This is a genomic window from Allobosea thiooxidans, from assembly GCF_900168195.1.
In the GTDB taxonomy this organism is placed as follows: Bacteria; Pseudomonadota; Alphaproteobacteria; order Rhizobiales; family Beijerinckiaceae; genus Allobosea; species Allobosea thiooxidans.
The window spans coordinates 1-14011 of sequence record NZ_FUYX01000016.1 but is presented as its reverse complement, the minus strand read 5'-3'; the positions used below and the strand labels follow the sequence as shown (position 1 = coordinate 14011).

Annotated in this window: 8 protein-coding genes and 1 pseudogene; 7 read left to right on the top strand and 2 right to left on the bottom strand. The window is 61.2% G+C overall.

Annotated features, from left to right (window positions below; translation table 11 throughout):
- Position 1 precedes the first annotated feature (1 nt).
- Positions 2-2131: an ArnT family glycosyltransferase gene (locus B5Y19_RS21980; RefSeq protein ID WP_139384516.1), complete on the bottom strand. Its 2130-nt coding sequence runs from the start codon at positions 2129-2131 to the stop codon at positions 2-4.
- 339 nt (positions 2132-2470) lie between these two features.
- Here B5Y19_RS21980 and B5Y19_RS21975 point away from each other — a divergent pair, with 339 nt between their 5' ends.
- The 7 genes and pseudogenes from B5Y19_RS21975 to B5Y19_RS21950 all read left to right on the top strand — a co-directional run.
- The gene (locus tag B5Y19_RS21975; protein WP_139384515.1) at positions 2471-3694 is read left to right on the top strand and encodes a hypothetical protein; all 1224 of its coding nucleotides are present in this window, start codon (positions 2471-2473) and stop codon (positions 3692-3694) included.
- 70 nt (positions 3695-3764) lie between these two features.
- A complete protein-coding gene (locus B5Y19_RS26230; protein ID WP_176168696.1) occupies positions 3765-7118 on the top strand; it encodes an ArnT family glycosyltransferase in 3354 nt (1117 codons plus the stop codon).
- A gap of 8 nt (positions 7119-7126) precedes the next feature.
- The gene (locus B5Y19_RS21970; protein ID WP_176168695.1) at positions 7127-7777 is read left to right on the top strand and encodes an ElyC/SanA/YdcF family protein; all 651 of its coding nucleotides are present in this window, start codon (positions 7127-7129) and stop codon (positions 7775-7777) included.
- Entirely contained in the window at positions 7777-9087 is a 1311-nt protein-coding gene (locus B5Y19_RS21965; protein ID WP_079592094.1) for an oligosaccharide flippase family protein, read from the top strand. Before B5Y19_RS21970 ends, B5Y19_RS21965 begins: the two co-directional genes overlap by 1 nt.
- Before the next feature lie 150 nt (positions 9088-9237).
- Positions 9238-11208: a hypothetical protein gene (locus B5Y19_RS21960; protein ID WP_079592093.1), complete on the top strand. Its 1971-nt coding sequence runs from the start codon at positions 9238-9240 to the stop codon at positions 11206-11208.
- A gap of 10 nt (positions 11209-11218) precedes the next feature.
- Entirely contained in the window at positions 11219-12301 is a 1083-nt protein-coding gene (locus tag B5Y19_RS26225) for an acyltransferase (protein WP_079592092.1), read from the top strand.
- Positions 12302-12394: 93 nt separating this feature from the next.
- Positions 12395-12645 (top strand): annotated as a pseudogene (locus tag B5Y19_RS21950) (transposase); the annotation flags it as partial.
- A gap of 249 nt (positions 12646-12894) precedes the next feature.
- Here the strand turns inward: B5Y19_RS21950 and B5Y19_RS21945 are convergent.
- Positions 12895-13947: an IS110 family RNA-guided transposase gene (locus B5Y19_RS21945; RefSeq protein WP_079590925.1), complete on the bottom strand. Its 1053-nt coding sequence runs from the start codon at positions 13945-13947 to the stop codon at positions 12895-12897.
- Positions 13948-14011: the final 64 nt, after the last annotated feature.

The window sequence follows — 14011 nt, the reverse complement described above, 5'->3', positions numbered from 1 at the left end:
GTCAGCGCTCAGCGACGCGGCAGACACTCACGTCGTGCAATTCAATTCTCCCGCTGGCCGGCGCCAGCGGCTTAATGCGCAGGGCGCTCAATTTCCGACCGAAGCTAGTCTGCCATTGGCCCAAAACAGCACGGGAGTTCGGATCCGCAAGCGAATCAATCAGCCTGATCTCCGAGGTCTTGCCATCATCCCCCCCGATAATCGCATCTACTGCAAAGACGCCCGATCCCGCCAATTGGAGCGTGGCAACGAAGCGCCCCTCAAACGGCTGCTTGAGCACGACCTCCAGCTCGCCCATGTTGGCACTGGACCAGTCGAACGCGGTCGCCGGTACAGCGTGGGGTTCGTGGCCAGGCAGCAGGCGGCGCAGATGCGGAATGCCCAATACACCCGCAAGGACATCGCCAAGCCCTCGGCGAACATATGTCGCGACTGTAACGCCGAGAGCCTGTGGCGCACATTCGATCGCTGCGGGCGAATCACGCAACCGAAACAGCCGTGCGCCGCGATGCATCGCGAGCGGCTCGGCCCAACGGGGATCAGCGAGCAGAAAACCCAAAATCGAACGGCCGTGGGTTACAGGACTATAGTCTGGTAGCAGCGCGAAGCGGACACCCTGGCGCCCCAGCCACGTCGCAGCGGTCGTCACATCGCTGCTGTGGAGAGCTTTCAGCCGTGGGTCGAAATGGTCGATCCATGGATGCCCACTATAAATCGCGACCTCTGGCGGCCGGAAACTGAGTACCCGACCATTATTCAGGGCGTGCAATTGCGCCAGCAGCGGTCCGCCGGTAAAGCGCGGTTTCTGCAGGAAGCCGCGCTCCTGGCCTGAAAGGGCTAGGCGAAGGTCGGCCAACCCGTACGATCTGATGCCAAGATTGACAGCCGCCCAAAGCAGCGCCAACGCCAGCAAGCCTTGGACCCCACGACGGGGCGCAGCTCCCGTGCGCACGAGCCGCGCACAGACGATGCCGGCGGCGACCGCGGCGAAGGGCGCCACGGTCAGTACGTATCGCGGGTTTTTCACGACGAGCAACGAGCCTGTGGCGACGCTGAACAGAGCGAGCGTCGTGAAGCCGAAAACCACGATGACGGCTACGGCCAGTGCAGCGCGCGGCTGTCGCAGCGCAAGTAGCGGCGCCAAGAGGGCGATCCAGAACACAGGGCCGAAGAGGCCAACATCGGTCCACGGACGCAAAGCTCCCTGAATGATCTGGCCCGGCAGGGTGAACAGACCACGCCGCACGGCGAGATCCAGCTCGAAAGCCAAGGCCGGCCAATTTGCAGCAGGCCAGTCGTCGCCGATCGCTGAGCCAAACATCCAGAGATTGCGCAGTAGCCAGCCACCGCCACTGAGCGATGCGGTCAGGCCGAACGCTACCATAACGCGCCATTTCCGCGCCACGGGCATGAGCGCCAGCAGCGCCGTGCCAGCGAAGGCCGGCGCCAGAATTCCGATGCCATGTGTCCACATGGCAAGTCCGTTCACTAGGCCGACGCTCGCGCCGCGCCGTGGCGTGGGCGCATCGATCACGACGACGATGCTCGCCACGGCCGCGGTGAACAACGCGATACGCATCGCGTCGATGCCGTAACCGGCCACGCTGCTCAGCCAGAACGGAGTTACCGTTAGCAGTAACATGGCGTAGACACTGGCTTGCCGGCCCTCGCGCGCCGCGACCGCACCAACGACGTAGGTAGCCCCGACCGCCGACCAGAGGGCGATCAGACGCTGCCCCAGGTAGACATTCTCCCCAAACCAGGCATGGCCCCAGACCAACGCCAGATGGAATAGGGGCGGATGGATTGAAGGCGCGTACAGCCCGCTATCCGGGTCGGCCACGACCATGGGATAGCGTTGCAAATTACCTTCCTTCGCCAGGAAACGGGCAACCGCCGCGTATTCGAGCGCATCGTTCTCGATCAAGGGCAGCGCAACGAGCACTAACATGAGGCCAAACGCAAAGATCAGCGCAACCAGCGTCGCCGGCCTCGTCCAGACGCGAGCGCCGCCTTCCGGATCGCCTTTCGGCAAGCGGCAGCCGGCGAGCAGGAACATAAGCAGTGCGAGCAAAAAAGGTAGGACGCGCAGCCCCCCCGACTGCCACCCAGCCATAAAGAACGGCAGCAAGGAGGCTCCCGTTAGAGCCGGTGCGCAGGCAATACCGACCGCAAGGCTAAGGGACGAGTCCGCCCGACCCCAACCGCCCCTTCTACACAGCAGCGCTGCCATGGCGACGGCAAGCATACCGAACGTCCCGAGGACGGCAAGACTGGAAGCAAGAAGCATGACGACCGAAAGCGAAGCCGCGACAAACTGCCGGGCGGATGTCGTTATTCTCGCAGGTCGAGGCGGCAAGGATCAAGTCAGCATTGCACAATAAGGCACTTTACCTTCCGGCCAAAGCCAGCAATAACCCGCCCGGCCGTTCGCGATGGCCATGCCACCTCCGTGGATCACTATAGCGGCATGACCCGAACCCGCAGTCTAATGGCCCTCGCCTTCGGCGCGCGCATCGTGTCGGCACTGCTTGCACTCGGGATGGCGGTCATCGTAGCGCCAGCCGTCTTCGGCTTTTACGGCCGCCTACAAGCCATCGGACTTGTTTTCGCGGTCTTTGCAGTGCTGCGGCTCGAGAGAGCAATAGTATCCTCCGCATCAACGACGGAGGCGGTGCGCGTAACGCGCTGTGCCTTGCTGCTTTTGCCGGCGACATCAACGGTGGCAGTTCTGGCAGCCTTTGCTCTTGCTCCTGATCTCGCGGATCAGCCTCCCCGCTACATCTTCACGGCGTTACTGTTTATCGCCTTCCTGGCGCGGGGCCTGTTGCTGCTGATCAACGCTTGGCTGTTGCGTTCGGGCAACCAAATGCGGCTCAGCTACCTCGTACTGTCGCAGGCTGTTGCGCAGTTCGCGTCACAGGCCCTGCTTCTAACAACCGACTTGCCACCACTCGCCATGCTGGTCGCAGGCGAGATCATGGGGGCTCTTCTCGCAGCGGCGATCGCTGCGGCCGGCCATCGCGCTTTGCTCGCGCGATTGATACCCCCGCGCTGGACAGCAGGCATACTCTCCCGCTGGCGCAGGTTGATCCTGTTCAATCTGCCGGCGGCGCTCGCTTCTCAAACGCTGGTCGCGTTGCCGCTGATCACAGTTGGCCGTCTGGCTGATCACGCCACAATCGGCCATATCGCCCTGGCGCTGCGTATTGCCGAAGCACCCATGGCGCTACTTGGCTCCGCCGCGACCTCCTTCGCCGTGGCAGCGGGCCTCTGGCGCGGCAGGACCTCGTTGACCTCGCCCCTCCAACTTGTGCTAGTTTATTTCGCGAGCGTCATGCTTTTTGGCTTCCTTCTAGTGGGTGGGGCCTGGGGCCTAAGTCTGGTCATCATCGAAGGCCGCATCGCAGCGACCATCGCCTATATCCCGGTGGTTTTCCTCCTACCCGCGGCTATCGTGCTCGGCGGGCCGCACGCCGAACTCGTGACTTATGCCGGCGCGGAGGGCCAAGCCTTCTCGATCCATGTTACCGCGCTGATCGCGGGGCTGGCGGTATTCCACTGGGCTACCGCTCCGGTCCCAGCTCTGCTTTCCTTTGCTGCCATAGCGGGGCTGCGCAGCCTAGTCCTGTGGCTTGTTCTGCCACGCTTGTTCAGGGCCCTCCCCGACAAGCGGGATCATAACGAAGCTTGACGCGAACCTCGCCGGCGGGCATTCGGCCCTTCAGGGGGGATACAAGTCGACTTCCCGAGGAGAGCCCACAATGATCGGCTACGAGGTGCAGATTGTTGCGGTGGCTCAGCTATATATCCTTTTTCTATTGTATGCCGTCGCCTGCTGGGTCCTTGCTAGGTCGACTCTTTCACATTCCCATTGGCTTCCAGCCTTCATAGCCAGCGCTGCTATTCTCGGACCGGTCACCCTGGGCCTGTTGCTGACGCTTCTTTTCTGGCTTGTTCCAGGGCGCAGCCCGAGGCTCTACGTCGCCATCCTCGCCGCGGCACCATTGCTGATCGGCCTGCTCCGTTTCCGCCTGTTAGCGAGCGACGTGCGTCGCCTCCACCAAAGCTGGAAGGAGCGATCATTCGCCTCCATCGCGTTATGGGGTGTGCTGCTGTTCGCAATGCCCGCGCTCTGCTTGGCATTCGAGCTGCTCGTCCTGCCGCTGCACGGCAACGATCCGCTCGAATATATGCAACTCGGCCGGCTGTTGTATGAGCAGCGTGCCGCCCATATTTACCCGCTCAAGACCGCGCTGCCCTCGAGCGGCTTCATCGCCCCTTGGACCCATCCACCGACCTACGGTTCGCTGATCGCCCTGGCCTTCATGCTGCAGGGAACCTCCGCAATCGCGGGCGCGGCCAAGCTGATCTCGTTCTGGTTCGCCATCGCCAGCGCCGCACTGGCTACTGCATTGGTCTTCGCTTCGGATCGTCGCCCGAGCTGGCGCCTCTGGCTGACTCCATTCCTCGCAATCTCGGTGCCGGTCTATTTCGAGATCGCGCTGACCGCTCATATCGACGCAATCCGCATTGCCACCTTCGTCGCTGCGATCTGCTTGACAATCCACGCCGTAACAAACGGCACCCGCAGCGCGTTCCTGCTCGCAGCATATGCGATCAGCGGCGCGGCGATGACGCACTCGATTGGAATACTAGCAATAGCCATCGCATTGCCGATGCTCGTGATCTGCTGGCGCGGTTCGATCCGAAGGTTGGTCGAAGGCATCGTGATCATCGCGCTCACGGTCGCAGTGGTGACACTCCCCCATTATCTGCGCAATGTTGCGATCTTCGGCAGCCCGATCCAGGACTCCGTCCCGGTCTGGGATCTTCCCAATCTCGGCGTTTCCGAATTCCTTCGCGGCGAACGCGGTCTGGAAACCTTTGCCGACCGTCTCGTACTCGGCGTGATGATGCCGTTCACCCGAACCGACCTGTTTGGCTTTTTGCCTAGCGCCGGCACGATAATCGCGGCGCTCATACTCCTGCGCAATCTCGCCCGGCCCGATCGCCGCGCCATTGCCATAGCGACCTTCAAGGCGCGTAGCAGCGACGCTGCGATTCCCCTGCTCATCTCGCTACTGGGCTATCTCAGCGTGATTTTCCTGTCGGTGCTGGCTGGCACCGACCTCGCCGTCAAAAACGCCCGTTATATGCTCACGGTCATTCCGATGACCATTGCCTTGGTGATGATCGGACTCGGGCGGCTCGTTCCGGACAAAGCTATCGCCAAAGGGTATTACACGCTTACCTCACGGCTTGGACGCTTCGCTCCCAGCTCTCGCCAACGCGACGTGGCGGCCCCGAAGGACTTCGTCCTGACGCTGCCCGTATTCGCCAGCTGCCTGCTCGTCGCGATACTGATCGCGTTTCAGCTCTACGACGTGTTCCGCCTGAGCTACGCGAACATGCGCGTCTACTTCAGTAACGAGGATATGATCTCGAGGCGCCTTCTGGAAACCGAGCATGCCAAGCGCGACGGCAGTGTGCTCGACGAAGCGGCCATCGAGGGCATCGCCCGCAAGCAGATGGCGCCCGACGACATGGCGCTGTCCTTCAGGCAAGCAAGCTTCGGCTTCTACAGCTCGCCCCGCTTCCGCTTTCACGTCGACACCTCACTGACCGATATGTTCGTGATCAAGGACCCGCTTGCGCTACGAGACGCGCTGGTGAAGCGGGGCCTTAAGTGGATCTACACGCCCGGCTATTCCCTCCCCGAGATCAACAACAGCGCCTTTGCAGCGCTCTTGCGCGATCCGCGATTGATCCGGCCGATTGCCCGCAGCAATGGCTGGGGCCTCTATCGTGTGCGCGAGACGGACGCGCCAGTCGAGCAGACCGAGATCGCCAAGGCGGTTCCGATGGTTCGCGAAGGGACGCAGCTTTATGCGACGACGGACCAGGGCCCCGGCTTCGTCGACGGCGAGCGCACGAAGCTCACGCTCGATCCGCAACGCGGTGTTGCCGAGTTGACACGCGTTCGCGGGCTGGTCAAGCAGTTGCGGCGCTGGGATGCGATCCTTTCCAAGCCGATCAGGACGCAGCATGACCCGAACGTCATCAACGCGTCCGATTTCGAGCTAACCGATGAAGGCCGAATTCTGCTGGAGGCGACGCTGTCCGGCTCAGGCCTTGCCGACATGATCGTCGAATATGTCAGTTATCCCCCGATCGCTAGAAGATTAGGGGATTTGCAGATCAACGACGACCTAATCGGTTCGCCACGTCTCATCCGAGAGACGATCTGGTCCGGCCTCCTCACTGATGCCCCCAAACGCGTTGGTGGTTGGCTCGTGCCCGCACTCTCGCGCATCGGCACCAGCGACCAGCGGACCAAGCGCGGGGTCCGTGTGGTCTTCCGCCTACGCGACGGCAATATATTGCGGGTCCACGATTGGACGGCACATTCAGTCGTCTTTTCCGCAGGCCCTCAAGCGGAGTCCGATCGCGTTTCGACGGACGCTGTCAATAAGGGGTGGGTTTTCAGCGCAACATCGCTGAACCCTCGCCTCGGCCTGCAGTTGCGTACCCAAGCGTCATCAGGCGCGGTCGATGAGCGCTGGCCCTTTCCGCCCCTAGGACTTCAGCGCCTCAGCGGTGCCGCGTCTTTGGTGTCGCCGCCGCCTTTCCGCCCACCTTCAGACGTCGATACGGGCACCCGCGACGATAGGGTCGAGAAACTGTTCAAGGCCGGCGATCTCCGGATTAACCTCAAGGCCTCGCTCTTCGGCTATGGTAGAATCACCCCCGCGCTACTGATTAAGTGTAGGCTCGAGCCGATCCGCAACTTCAGTTTGCTAACTGTGATCCCGATCAAGCAGAAGGATGAGGTCCAGACACTCGACCTGCCCTCAATCCAGCTCTGGGCCGACAAGACCGAAAACATATCCTGGGTCCTAACCCCACCATGTATTCCGCGCAGCCTGCGTGTTGTTTTCCAAAACGAGCGGCAGCTTTTTCTCGCCATCGAGCAGTCGGTTGCGGATATCGGCAAACAGCAATACGGCTATGTCGACATCCACCGGATCGAAGCATCGCTGACCTCGGATGCGGCGCGTTCGGGATTAGCATTGCCGCTGATCCCCTTTGCCGAGACAGGGGTTCCGACGCGATGAGGCGAGTCTTGCTCGCCCTCATCACAATAGCGCTCCTTGGTTATGGCGGCGGATTAGCTTGGATTGAGTTCAGCTCCTGGGCGTTTGCCGCTCAGCCAAAGGTGGCGGCGCGCGCTGAAGCAGGGCCGGTCGTCGCCGTCGCCTTCTATGATGACCGTCCCGAGTTCCGGCGGCTGCGGACCATGACCGGGGTCAGACTGCTGCAGACGCGAGAGGCGGATTTCCTGGTCACAGTGGGGGGCTGGCGTCCGGGCCGCGGGTATCTCGGCGCCCGCGACATGCGCGACGACGCGCTTGCCAATGGCATTCAGCCAGCACAGGTCGCTCATGACCGCGGCTCGAACGACTCCGTCTCGAACCTCGCCGCTGCTAATGTGACGATTCGGCAGGCGATCGGCCAGCCCGCAGCAATCATCCTCGTCAGCGACCGCTACCATCTGCTCCGGCTCGCGCTGTTGGCCCGGGATGCCGGCCTAACCGCGCCACTCCGCTTCCAGGCAACGCCCGACGATCTCGGCGCGCTGGCGCGACTGAAGCGCTTGAATTACGAAGCCCTGGCCTATCTCTCGCTGCTGTTGCCAAAGGAGGTCGCCAGCGCAGCGATTACCCGCCTACGCATGGCCGGGCCTGCCTCCCCGCATGCAATGGAAGCCTCCTGATGCAACCGGAAGCCTTAGCCGTGTCAAAGAGCGCTGCTGGACGGACCGATCTCGCCACCGGCCTCGCTTGGAACCTCGTCTCGCTCGCGTTCCTCGCTCTCGCCGGCATTCTCCTCAATATTGCGATCGGCCGCTGGTACAGCCCCGCAGCGCTTGGCACCTTCAATGTCGTCTTCGCAATTTACATCTTCCTGTCCCAGCTCGCGGCATTTGGCCTCCAGTTCTCTGCCCTGCAGGCTGTATCGACCGCTGGAGTCGACGATGCAGTGAAGCTGCGCCGGATCATTCAAGGTGGCTTGCTTGCTTGCCTCGCAATCGCATCGCTCGTCACCTTGTGCGCATTCCTCGGCACGCCGCTTTTGGCGCGCCTCTTCCCAGCCGTGCCGGACTTCGCCGCCGCCTGGGTGCTCGCAGCGCCCGGCCTAATCCCATTTGCACTCAACAAGCTACTGCTTGGCGTCGTCAACGGGCTGCAGCATATGCGCGCCTTCGCCGTGCTTCAAGCCGGGCGCTACGTCTTCATCCTTGCCAGCCTCGGCATCCTCACCGCGCTCGGTGCACCCGGGTACTCGCTCGCGGGCGTCTTGGCCGTGGGCGAATTCATCCTCCTGTGCGCTCTGGCAAGCTATGTCGCTCGCATCGTACCCATGCGTGGCGAATGGCGCGAGGCTCTTCACGAAAGCAGGCGCCATCTTCGCTTTGGCATCAGAATCCTGCCCGCCGGCATGGTCGGCGAGCTTAACACGCGGGTCGATGTGCTAATGCTCGGCGCCTTGCTCAACGACCGCGCCGCGGGCGTGTACTCGATCGCAGCCCTCATTTTCGAGGCCGCACTGCAGGCCGTTGTTGTAGTCCGAAACAACATCTCTCCGCAACTCGCCCGCAGCATGGCCGCAAGCGACCGAGCCGGCATCCTTAAGTTCAGCCGGAAACTGGGCCTTGGCGTCACGCTGGTAATGGCATTCGGCGCGCTCGGCGCATACCTGCTCTATCCTCATGTCGCCGGCCTGCTGTTCGGCGATCAGGACTTCGCGGCGGCACACCAGCCCCTGTTCTGGCTGATGCTCGCCTTGCCGTTCGCGGCAGCTCCGCTATGCTACAGCCTGATCCTGTCGCAGGCGAACCGACCGGCGCTGCAGAGCCTCGCCATGACATTGAGCCTCGCGGTCAACTTCCTCGGCAACGCTTTATTGATCCCGCGTTTCGGGATGGAAGGTGCCGCATTCGCCATGGGCCTTTCTGCGATCGCGATGGGCATCATGATCGTAGTCATCTCCCGTCTTGCCCTGCGAGTGCGCCTGTTCATCTGAAGGATAGCCCGGCCAAACATCGCAGGGAGCGCCTGGTATGTCCCAGGCAGGTTCTTGATATCCTGACCACAATCAGATAGCTGCTACACTGAAATCAGGTTCGCGGCCGAACACTCGCGCCGATCTACCTATCGACAAAGATCTGCGGGCATGTGTGGAATTTTCGGTATTTCCATCAAGCGCGAGCACGCGCTGAACTTCCCACACTGGGAGATCGCCCTACGCGACCTCTTCCTGTTGTCGGAAAGCCGGGGCAAGGAAGCCGCCGGTATCGCTGTGGCGACCACGGATATGCTGGTCGTCCACAAGGATTCGGTGTCCGCGGGGCAGATGCTCAAGACGGACGACTACCGCCTGATCATGGAGCGGGCCCGCCGGGGCTTCTTTGACACGGCCGCCACCTCGACGATCGCGGCGATCGCCCATGCCCGCCTGGTCACGAACGGGCTGCAAGGCATCGACGCCAACAACCAGCCGGTTCGGCGCGACGACATCGTGATCATCCACAACGGCATCGTCGTCAATGTTGACGAGATCTGGGCTGAGCTGAAGCCCGAAGGTATCGAGCCGCGCGCCGATGTCGACACCGAGGTCATCGCTGCAATGCTGCAGCGTTCGATCTCGGCGGGGACTTCGCTCTCGCAGGCGCTGCGCGATGCCTATGCGAAGATCTTCGGCGAGACCTCGATCGCGGTGCTGCTAAAACAGCACAACGTCATGCTGCTTGGAACCAATACCGGTTCGCTGCACTATGCGATCAGCAAGACCGGCTCGGGCTTCTTCTTCGCCTCGGAACACCTCATCACCAAGCGCCTCTGCAACGGCGACAAGGCGATTCCGGGTTTCGCGGACGCCACGGTCGTCCAGCTGCGCGCCGGCATGGGCGCGGTGCTGCGGCTCGACACGCACGAGATCGAGACCTTCCCGTTGGCTGACGAGCCGCTCGCGGCCCCCTCGGTCAGCCCGATGTTGCAGATACAGCGCAAGATCGAGGACAAGGCGGAGCGCTATCGCGACGCGATGAAGGCGATGCGCCGCTGCTCCAGATGCCTGCTGCCGGAGACGATGCCTTTCATCGCCTACGATGGCGACGGTGTCTGCAATTACTGCCACAATTACAAGCCCTGGACGAAGCGTCCGGAAAGCGAGATCGCCGAGTATTTGGAGAAGCACCGTTCCCGCGACGGCTCGCCTGACTGTATCGTCGCTTTTTCCGGCGGGCGCGATTCCAGTTATGGCCTGCACCTGCTCAAGCAGAAATATGGCATGACGCCGCTCTGCTTCAGCTATGACTGGGGCATGGTGACCGACCTTGCTCGCCGCAACCAGGCGCGCATGTGTGGCCAGCTCGGCATCGAGCACATCTGGATATCTGCCGACATCAAGCAAAAGCGAGCCAACATCCGCGCCAATGTCAGCGCATGGTTGAAGAAGCCGGACCTCGGGATGGTTCCTCTCTTCATGGCGGGAGACAAGCAGTTCTTCTGGTATGCTCGCGATATGATCCGAGGAACCGGCATCAAATTGTCGACATTTTTCACCAATCGGTTAGAAAAAACTGATTTCAAGACGGGCTTCCTTGGATTGAGACCCGTTGACGCAGAGATGCGCAATAGCCCAACGACCACTTCTCTAAGCGCCAAGGCGCAACTCTTCTCAACATACGGCTACCGATTCCTCTCTAATCCACGGTATCTTAACAGATCGCTGCTCGATACTGCTATGGCAGCCGTGTCGTACTACGGCATCGAACAAGATCATCTATTCATGTTCGATTATCTAAAATGGGACGAAGCAGATATCAATAATACTCTTATCAGTGAATACGACTGGGAAATCGCGCCTGATACTCCCTCGACTTGGCGCATTGGCGATGGCACCGCGCCGTTCTACAACTTCATATATTGGTCGGTTGCCGGCTTCACAGAATTCGACACCTTCCGCTCGAACCAGATTCGCGAGGGGATGATCACACGTGAAGACGCAATAGCTGGACTTGACGCGGTCAATGCGCCGCGCTGGGATGCGATTCGCGAGTATACAAATCTGATCAACATCGATTTCGACGAAGCTGTTCGTACGATCGATCGAATTCCGAAACTCTACATGCAAGAAAAATAAAGGGCGATCGATGTTCAAACAGCGCGTAGGCCTCCCTTTCCTTGAGTTGATCCTGGTCGGCTGGATGCCCTCCGCGCTTAAGAAGTGGTACTATCGGCGCCGTGGATACCGGATCGATCCAAGCGCACGCTTGGGCTGGGGCTCAGTCGTAATTGGCGACGACGTCGAGATCGGTCCTGAGGCTTCGCTCGGCATTCTGGTGATTGTCAAAGCCAGAACGCTTAAGATCGGCCCACGCGTTCGCATCGGCAATATGAGCGTGCTCGATACCTTTGAGCTCCGCGTAGGCGAGGGGACGCGAATAGGCAATCAAGTTGTGGTCGGCGGCTTGGCCACGCCGTCGTCGTCTTTGACCCTGGGACGCAATTGCATCCTGATGGAGTGGTCGTTCATCAACACGACACTGCCTGTAGTGGTCGGCAACGACGTCGGCATCGGCGGTCATTGTCTCTTTTTTTCGCACGGGCTATGGCCGAATGGATTTGAAGGGTTTCCCGTTAATTTCGGTTCGATCACTATCGAGGACGAGGCGTGGCTGGCGTGGCGGGTCACCGTCTTGCCGGGCGTCACCATTGGAGCGCGCGCAATACTGAGTTCAGATGCGTGCGTCACCAAGAGTATTCCGCCACTCTCGCTTGCTGCCGGCGTTCCAGCCAAAGTGCTGCGCGAGAACGGCAGCTATATCGCTCCGGTCGATGTCGAGCAGAACCGTGCAAGGCTCGACAAACTTCTGCAGGAATTCATCGATTGGGTTGCTTTTATGGGCGGCACAGCGCATCGCACTGATGAAATTTTGATACGCTGCAGATGGGGCAAGAATAATGTAAAGATGGGAGCAATCTGTGTTGCCCTCGACGAAATTGAGATCACACGGGCGGCGAGTCTTGCAACGGCAGGCGATGTTGTGATTGCTCTGCCCGCAATAGGCCGCTCCGAGCGCCAACGTATCGAGACGGCTGGAGCTGCTTGGCTTGATATTGCGAGCAAGGAGCGTTCCCGGACAGCAAACGAGTTATCTGACGAAGTCGAGGAGTTCTTACGCCGATCCGGCCTGCGTCTGTTGAAGTACGAACATCGCCTTTTCGAAGCTTGAGAGCGGCCCGACTGATCTGAGCCCTTAAAACTGGATCGCTTTGGGTTAGAGTTTTCCGCGTCGTTTCCCTTGGGCTGGGAGGAGCGGAAGACGATGAAGGATTCGAAGTTCTCGGACGCGCAGAAGGCGTTCATCCTGAAGCAGGGCGCCGACGGGGTTCCAGTGGCGGAGATCTGCCGGCGGACTGGAATCAGCCAGGCGACCTATTTCAGAAGAAGTACGAGGGGCTGTTGCCGGCCGAGATGCGGCGGCTGAAGCAGCTCGAGGACGAGAATGCGAAGCTGCGCAAGCTCGTCGCCGACCTCGCGCTGGACCGTGAGATGCTGCAGGACGTCATCCGCCGAAATGTATGGTCCGCTCCGTCATTGCAAGGCGATTTGGAGGGCTGCTGACGATTGACAGTTTGCGTAAATGTATCCGGCCTCTCGCGAGTGGGCTGCTGTTGCAGCCAGGCCATGATGAGATGCGCGCATGCCGTTCCCACTAAGCTGGTTCGGGCGCGGAGCCCGCTTTCGACCGAAGGGCTTACGGCATGCCGATCGACTGTCTCGTCATCATTCTCCCGAGCCTCGCAATCTGCTTCCCGGGCGCTTCTACGGCATGAACGCAGGATCGCGTCGTTCGTAGAGCGCCCCCGGCTTCTGGATGATCACCCACGCAATGCGAGCGATCTTGTTGGCCAAGGCGACAGTCACCTTGTTGATGTGCATGCGCTGCTCCAGCGCATCGAGCCAGGCCCCGAGGGCGTGGCGTGTCCGATCCAGATGCATCAGACAGGATCGTGCGCCGTGGATCAGCAGGCGTCGGACATAGCCGTTGCCGCGCTTGCTGATCCCCAACAGGGTCTGCTTGCCGCCGGTTGAGTGTTCCCGCGGCACGAGTCCGAGCCAGGCTGCGAGGTCGCGCGCCCTCCTGAACTGGACGCCGCGGCCGACGGCCGCCAGGAGCGCGGAGGCGCCGAGGGGGCCGATGCCGGGAACCGTCATCAACCGCCGGGCGACGTCATCGCGCTGAACCAGCGCTTCGATCTCACGTGTGATCTGGGCGATCCGACCTTCGAGGCGCTCCAGGTCTTCGAACAAGCCTGTCACCAATCGGCGTATCGCCGGCGATAGATCATTCTCCTCATCGGCCACGACTCGCGGCAGATCCAGCTTGAAAACACCGGCGCCTTGCCTGATGGCGACACCATATTCGAGACAGAAGCCACGCATCTGGGTGATCAGGCGCGTGCGCTGCATCACCATCTGGTCCCGCACGCGATGCAAAGACTGGACGTCGATCTGCTCGATTGCCTTGACCTCGACGAACCGCATGGATGGGCGCGTCACCGCCTCCGCAATCGCTTCGGCATCCAGCGTGTCCGACTTGTTCGACTTCAGATATGGCTTCACGAATTGCGCAGGCATGATGCGCACGCGATGGCCGAGACCTTGGAGCTTGCGCGCGAGCCACTGCGAGCCAGGGCAGGCCTCCATGCCGACGAGAGCCGGCGCCGCGCGATCGAAGAACGCCAGCAAGGTCTCGCGCCGGAACTTCATCCGCCGCAGGAGCTGACCGCTCTGATCCACGCCGACGACGTGGAAGATGTTCTTGCCGAGATCCACACCGTAGACGGCGGCATCACAAGACTGATGCTGGCTCATGACTCTTCTCCTCCTGGATCGTCACAGCATGACGGTGGGAGACGGAGCGGACCATCCCATTAGC

What these genes read in the sequence shown, in the direction of transcription:
- B5Y19_RS26230 (WP_176168696.1), top strand. Translation starts at nt 3,765, where the DNA reads ATGATCGGCTACGAGGTGCAGATTGTTGCGGTGGCTCAGCTATATATC.
- B5Y19_RS21965 (WP_079592094.1), top strand. Translation starts at nt 7,777, where the DNA reads ATGCAACCGGAAGCCTTAGCCGTGTCAAAGAGCGCTGCTGGACGGACC.
- B5Y19_RS21960 (WP_079592093.1), top strand. Translation starts at nt 9,238, where the DNA reads ATGTGTGGAATTTTCGGTATTTCCATCAAGCGCGAGCACGCGCTGAAC.
- B5Y19_RS21945 (WP_079590925.1), bottom strand. Translation starts at nt 13,947, where the DNA reads ATGAGCCAGCATCAGTCTTGTGATGCCGCCGTCTACGGTGTGGATCTC.
- B5Y19_RS21975 (WP_139384515.1), top strand. Translation starts at nt 2,471, where the DNA reads ATGACCCGAACCCGCAGTCTAATGGCCCTCGCCTTCGGCGCGCGCATC.
- B5Y19_RS26225 (WP_079592092.1), top strand. Translation starts at nt 11,219, where the DNA reads ATGTTCAAACAGCGCGTAGGCCTCCCTTTCCTTGAGTTGATCCTGGTC.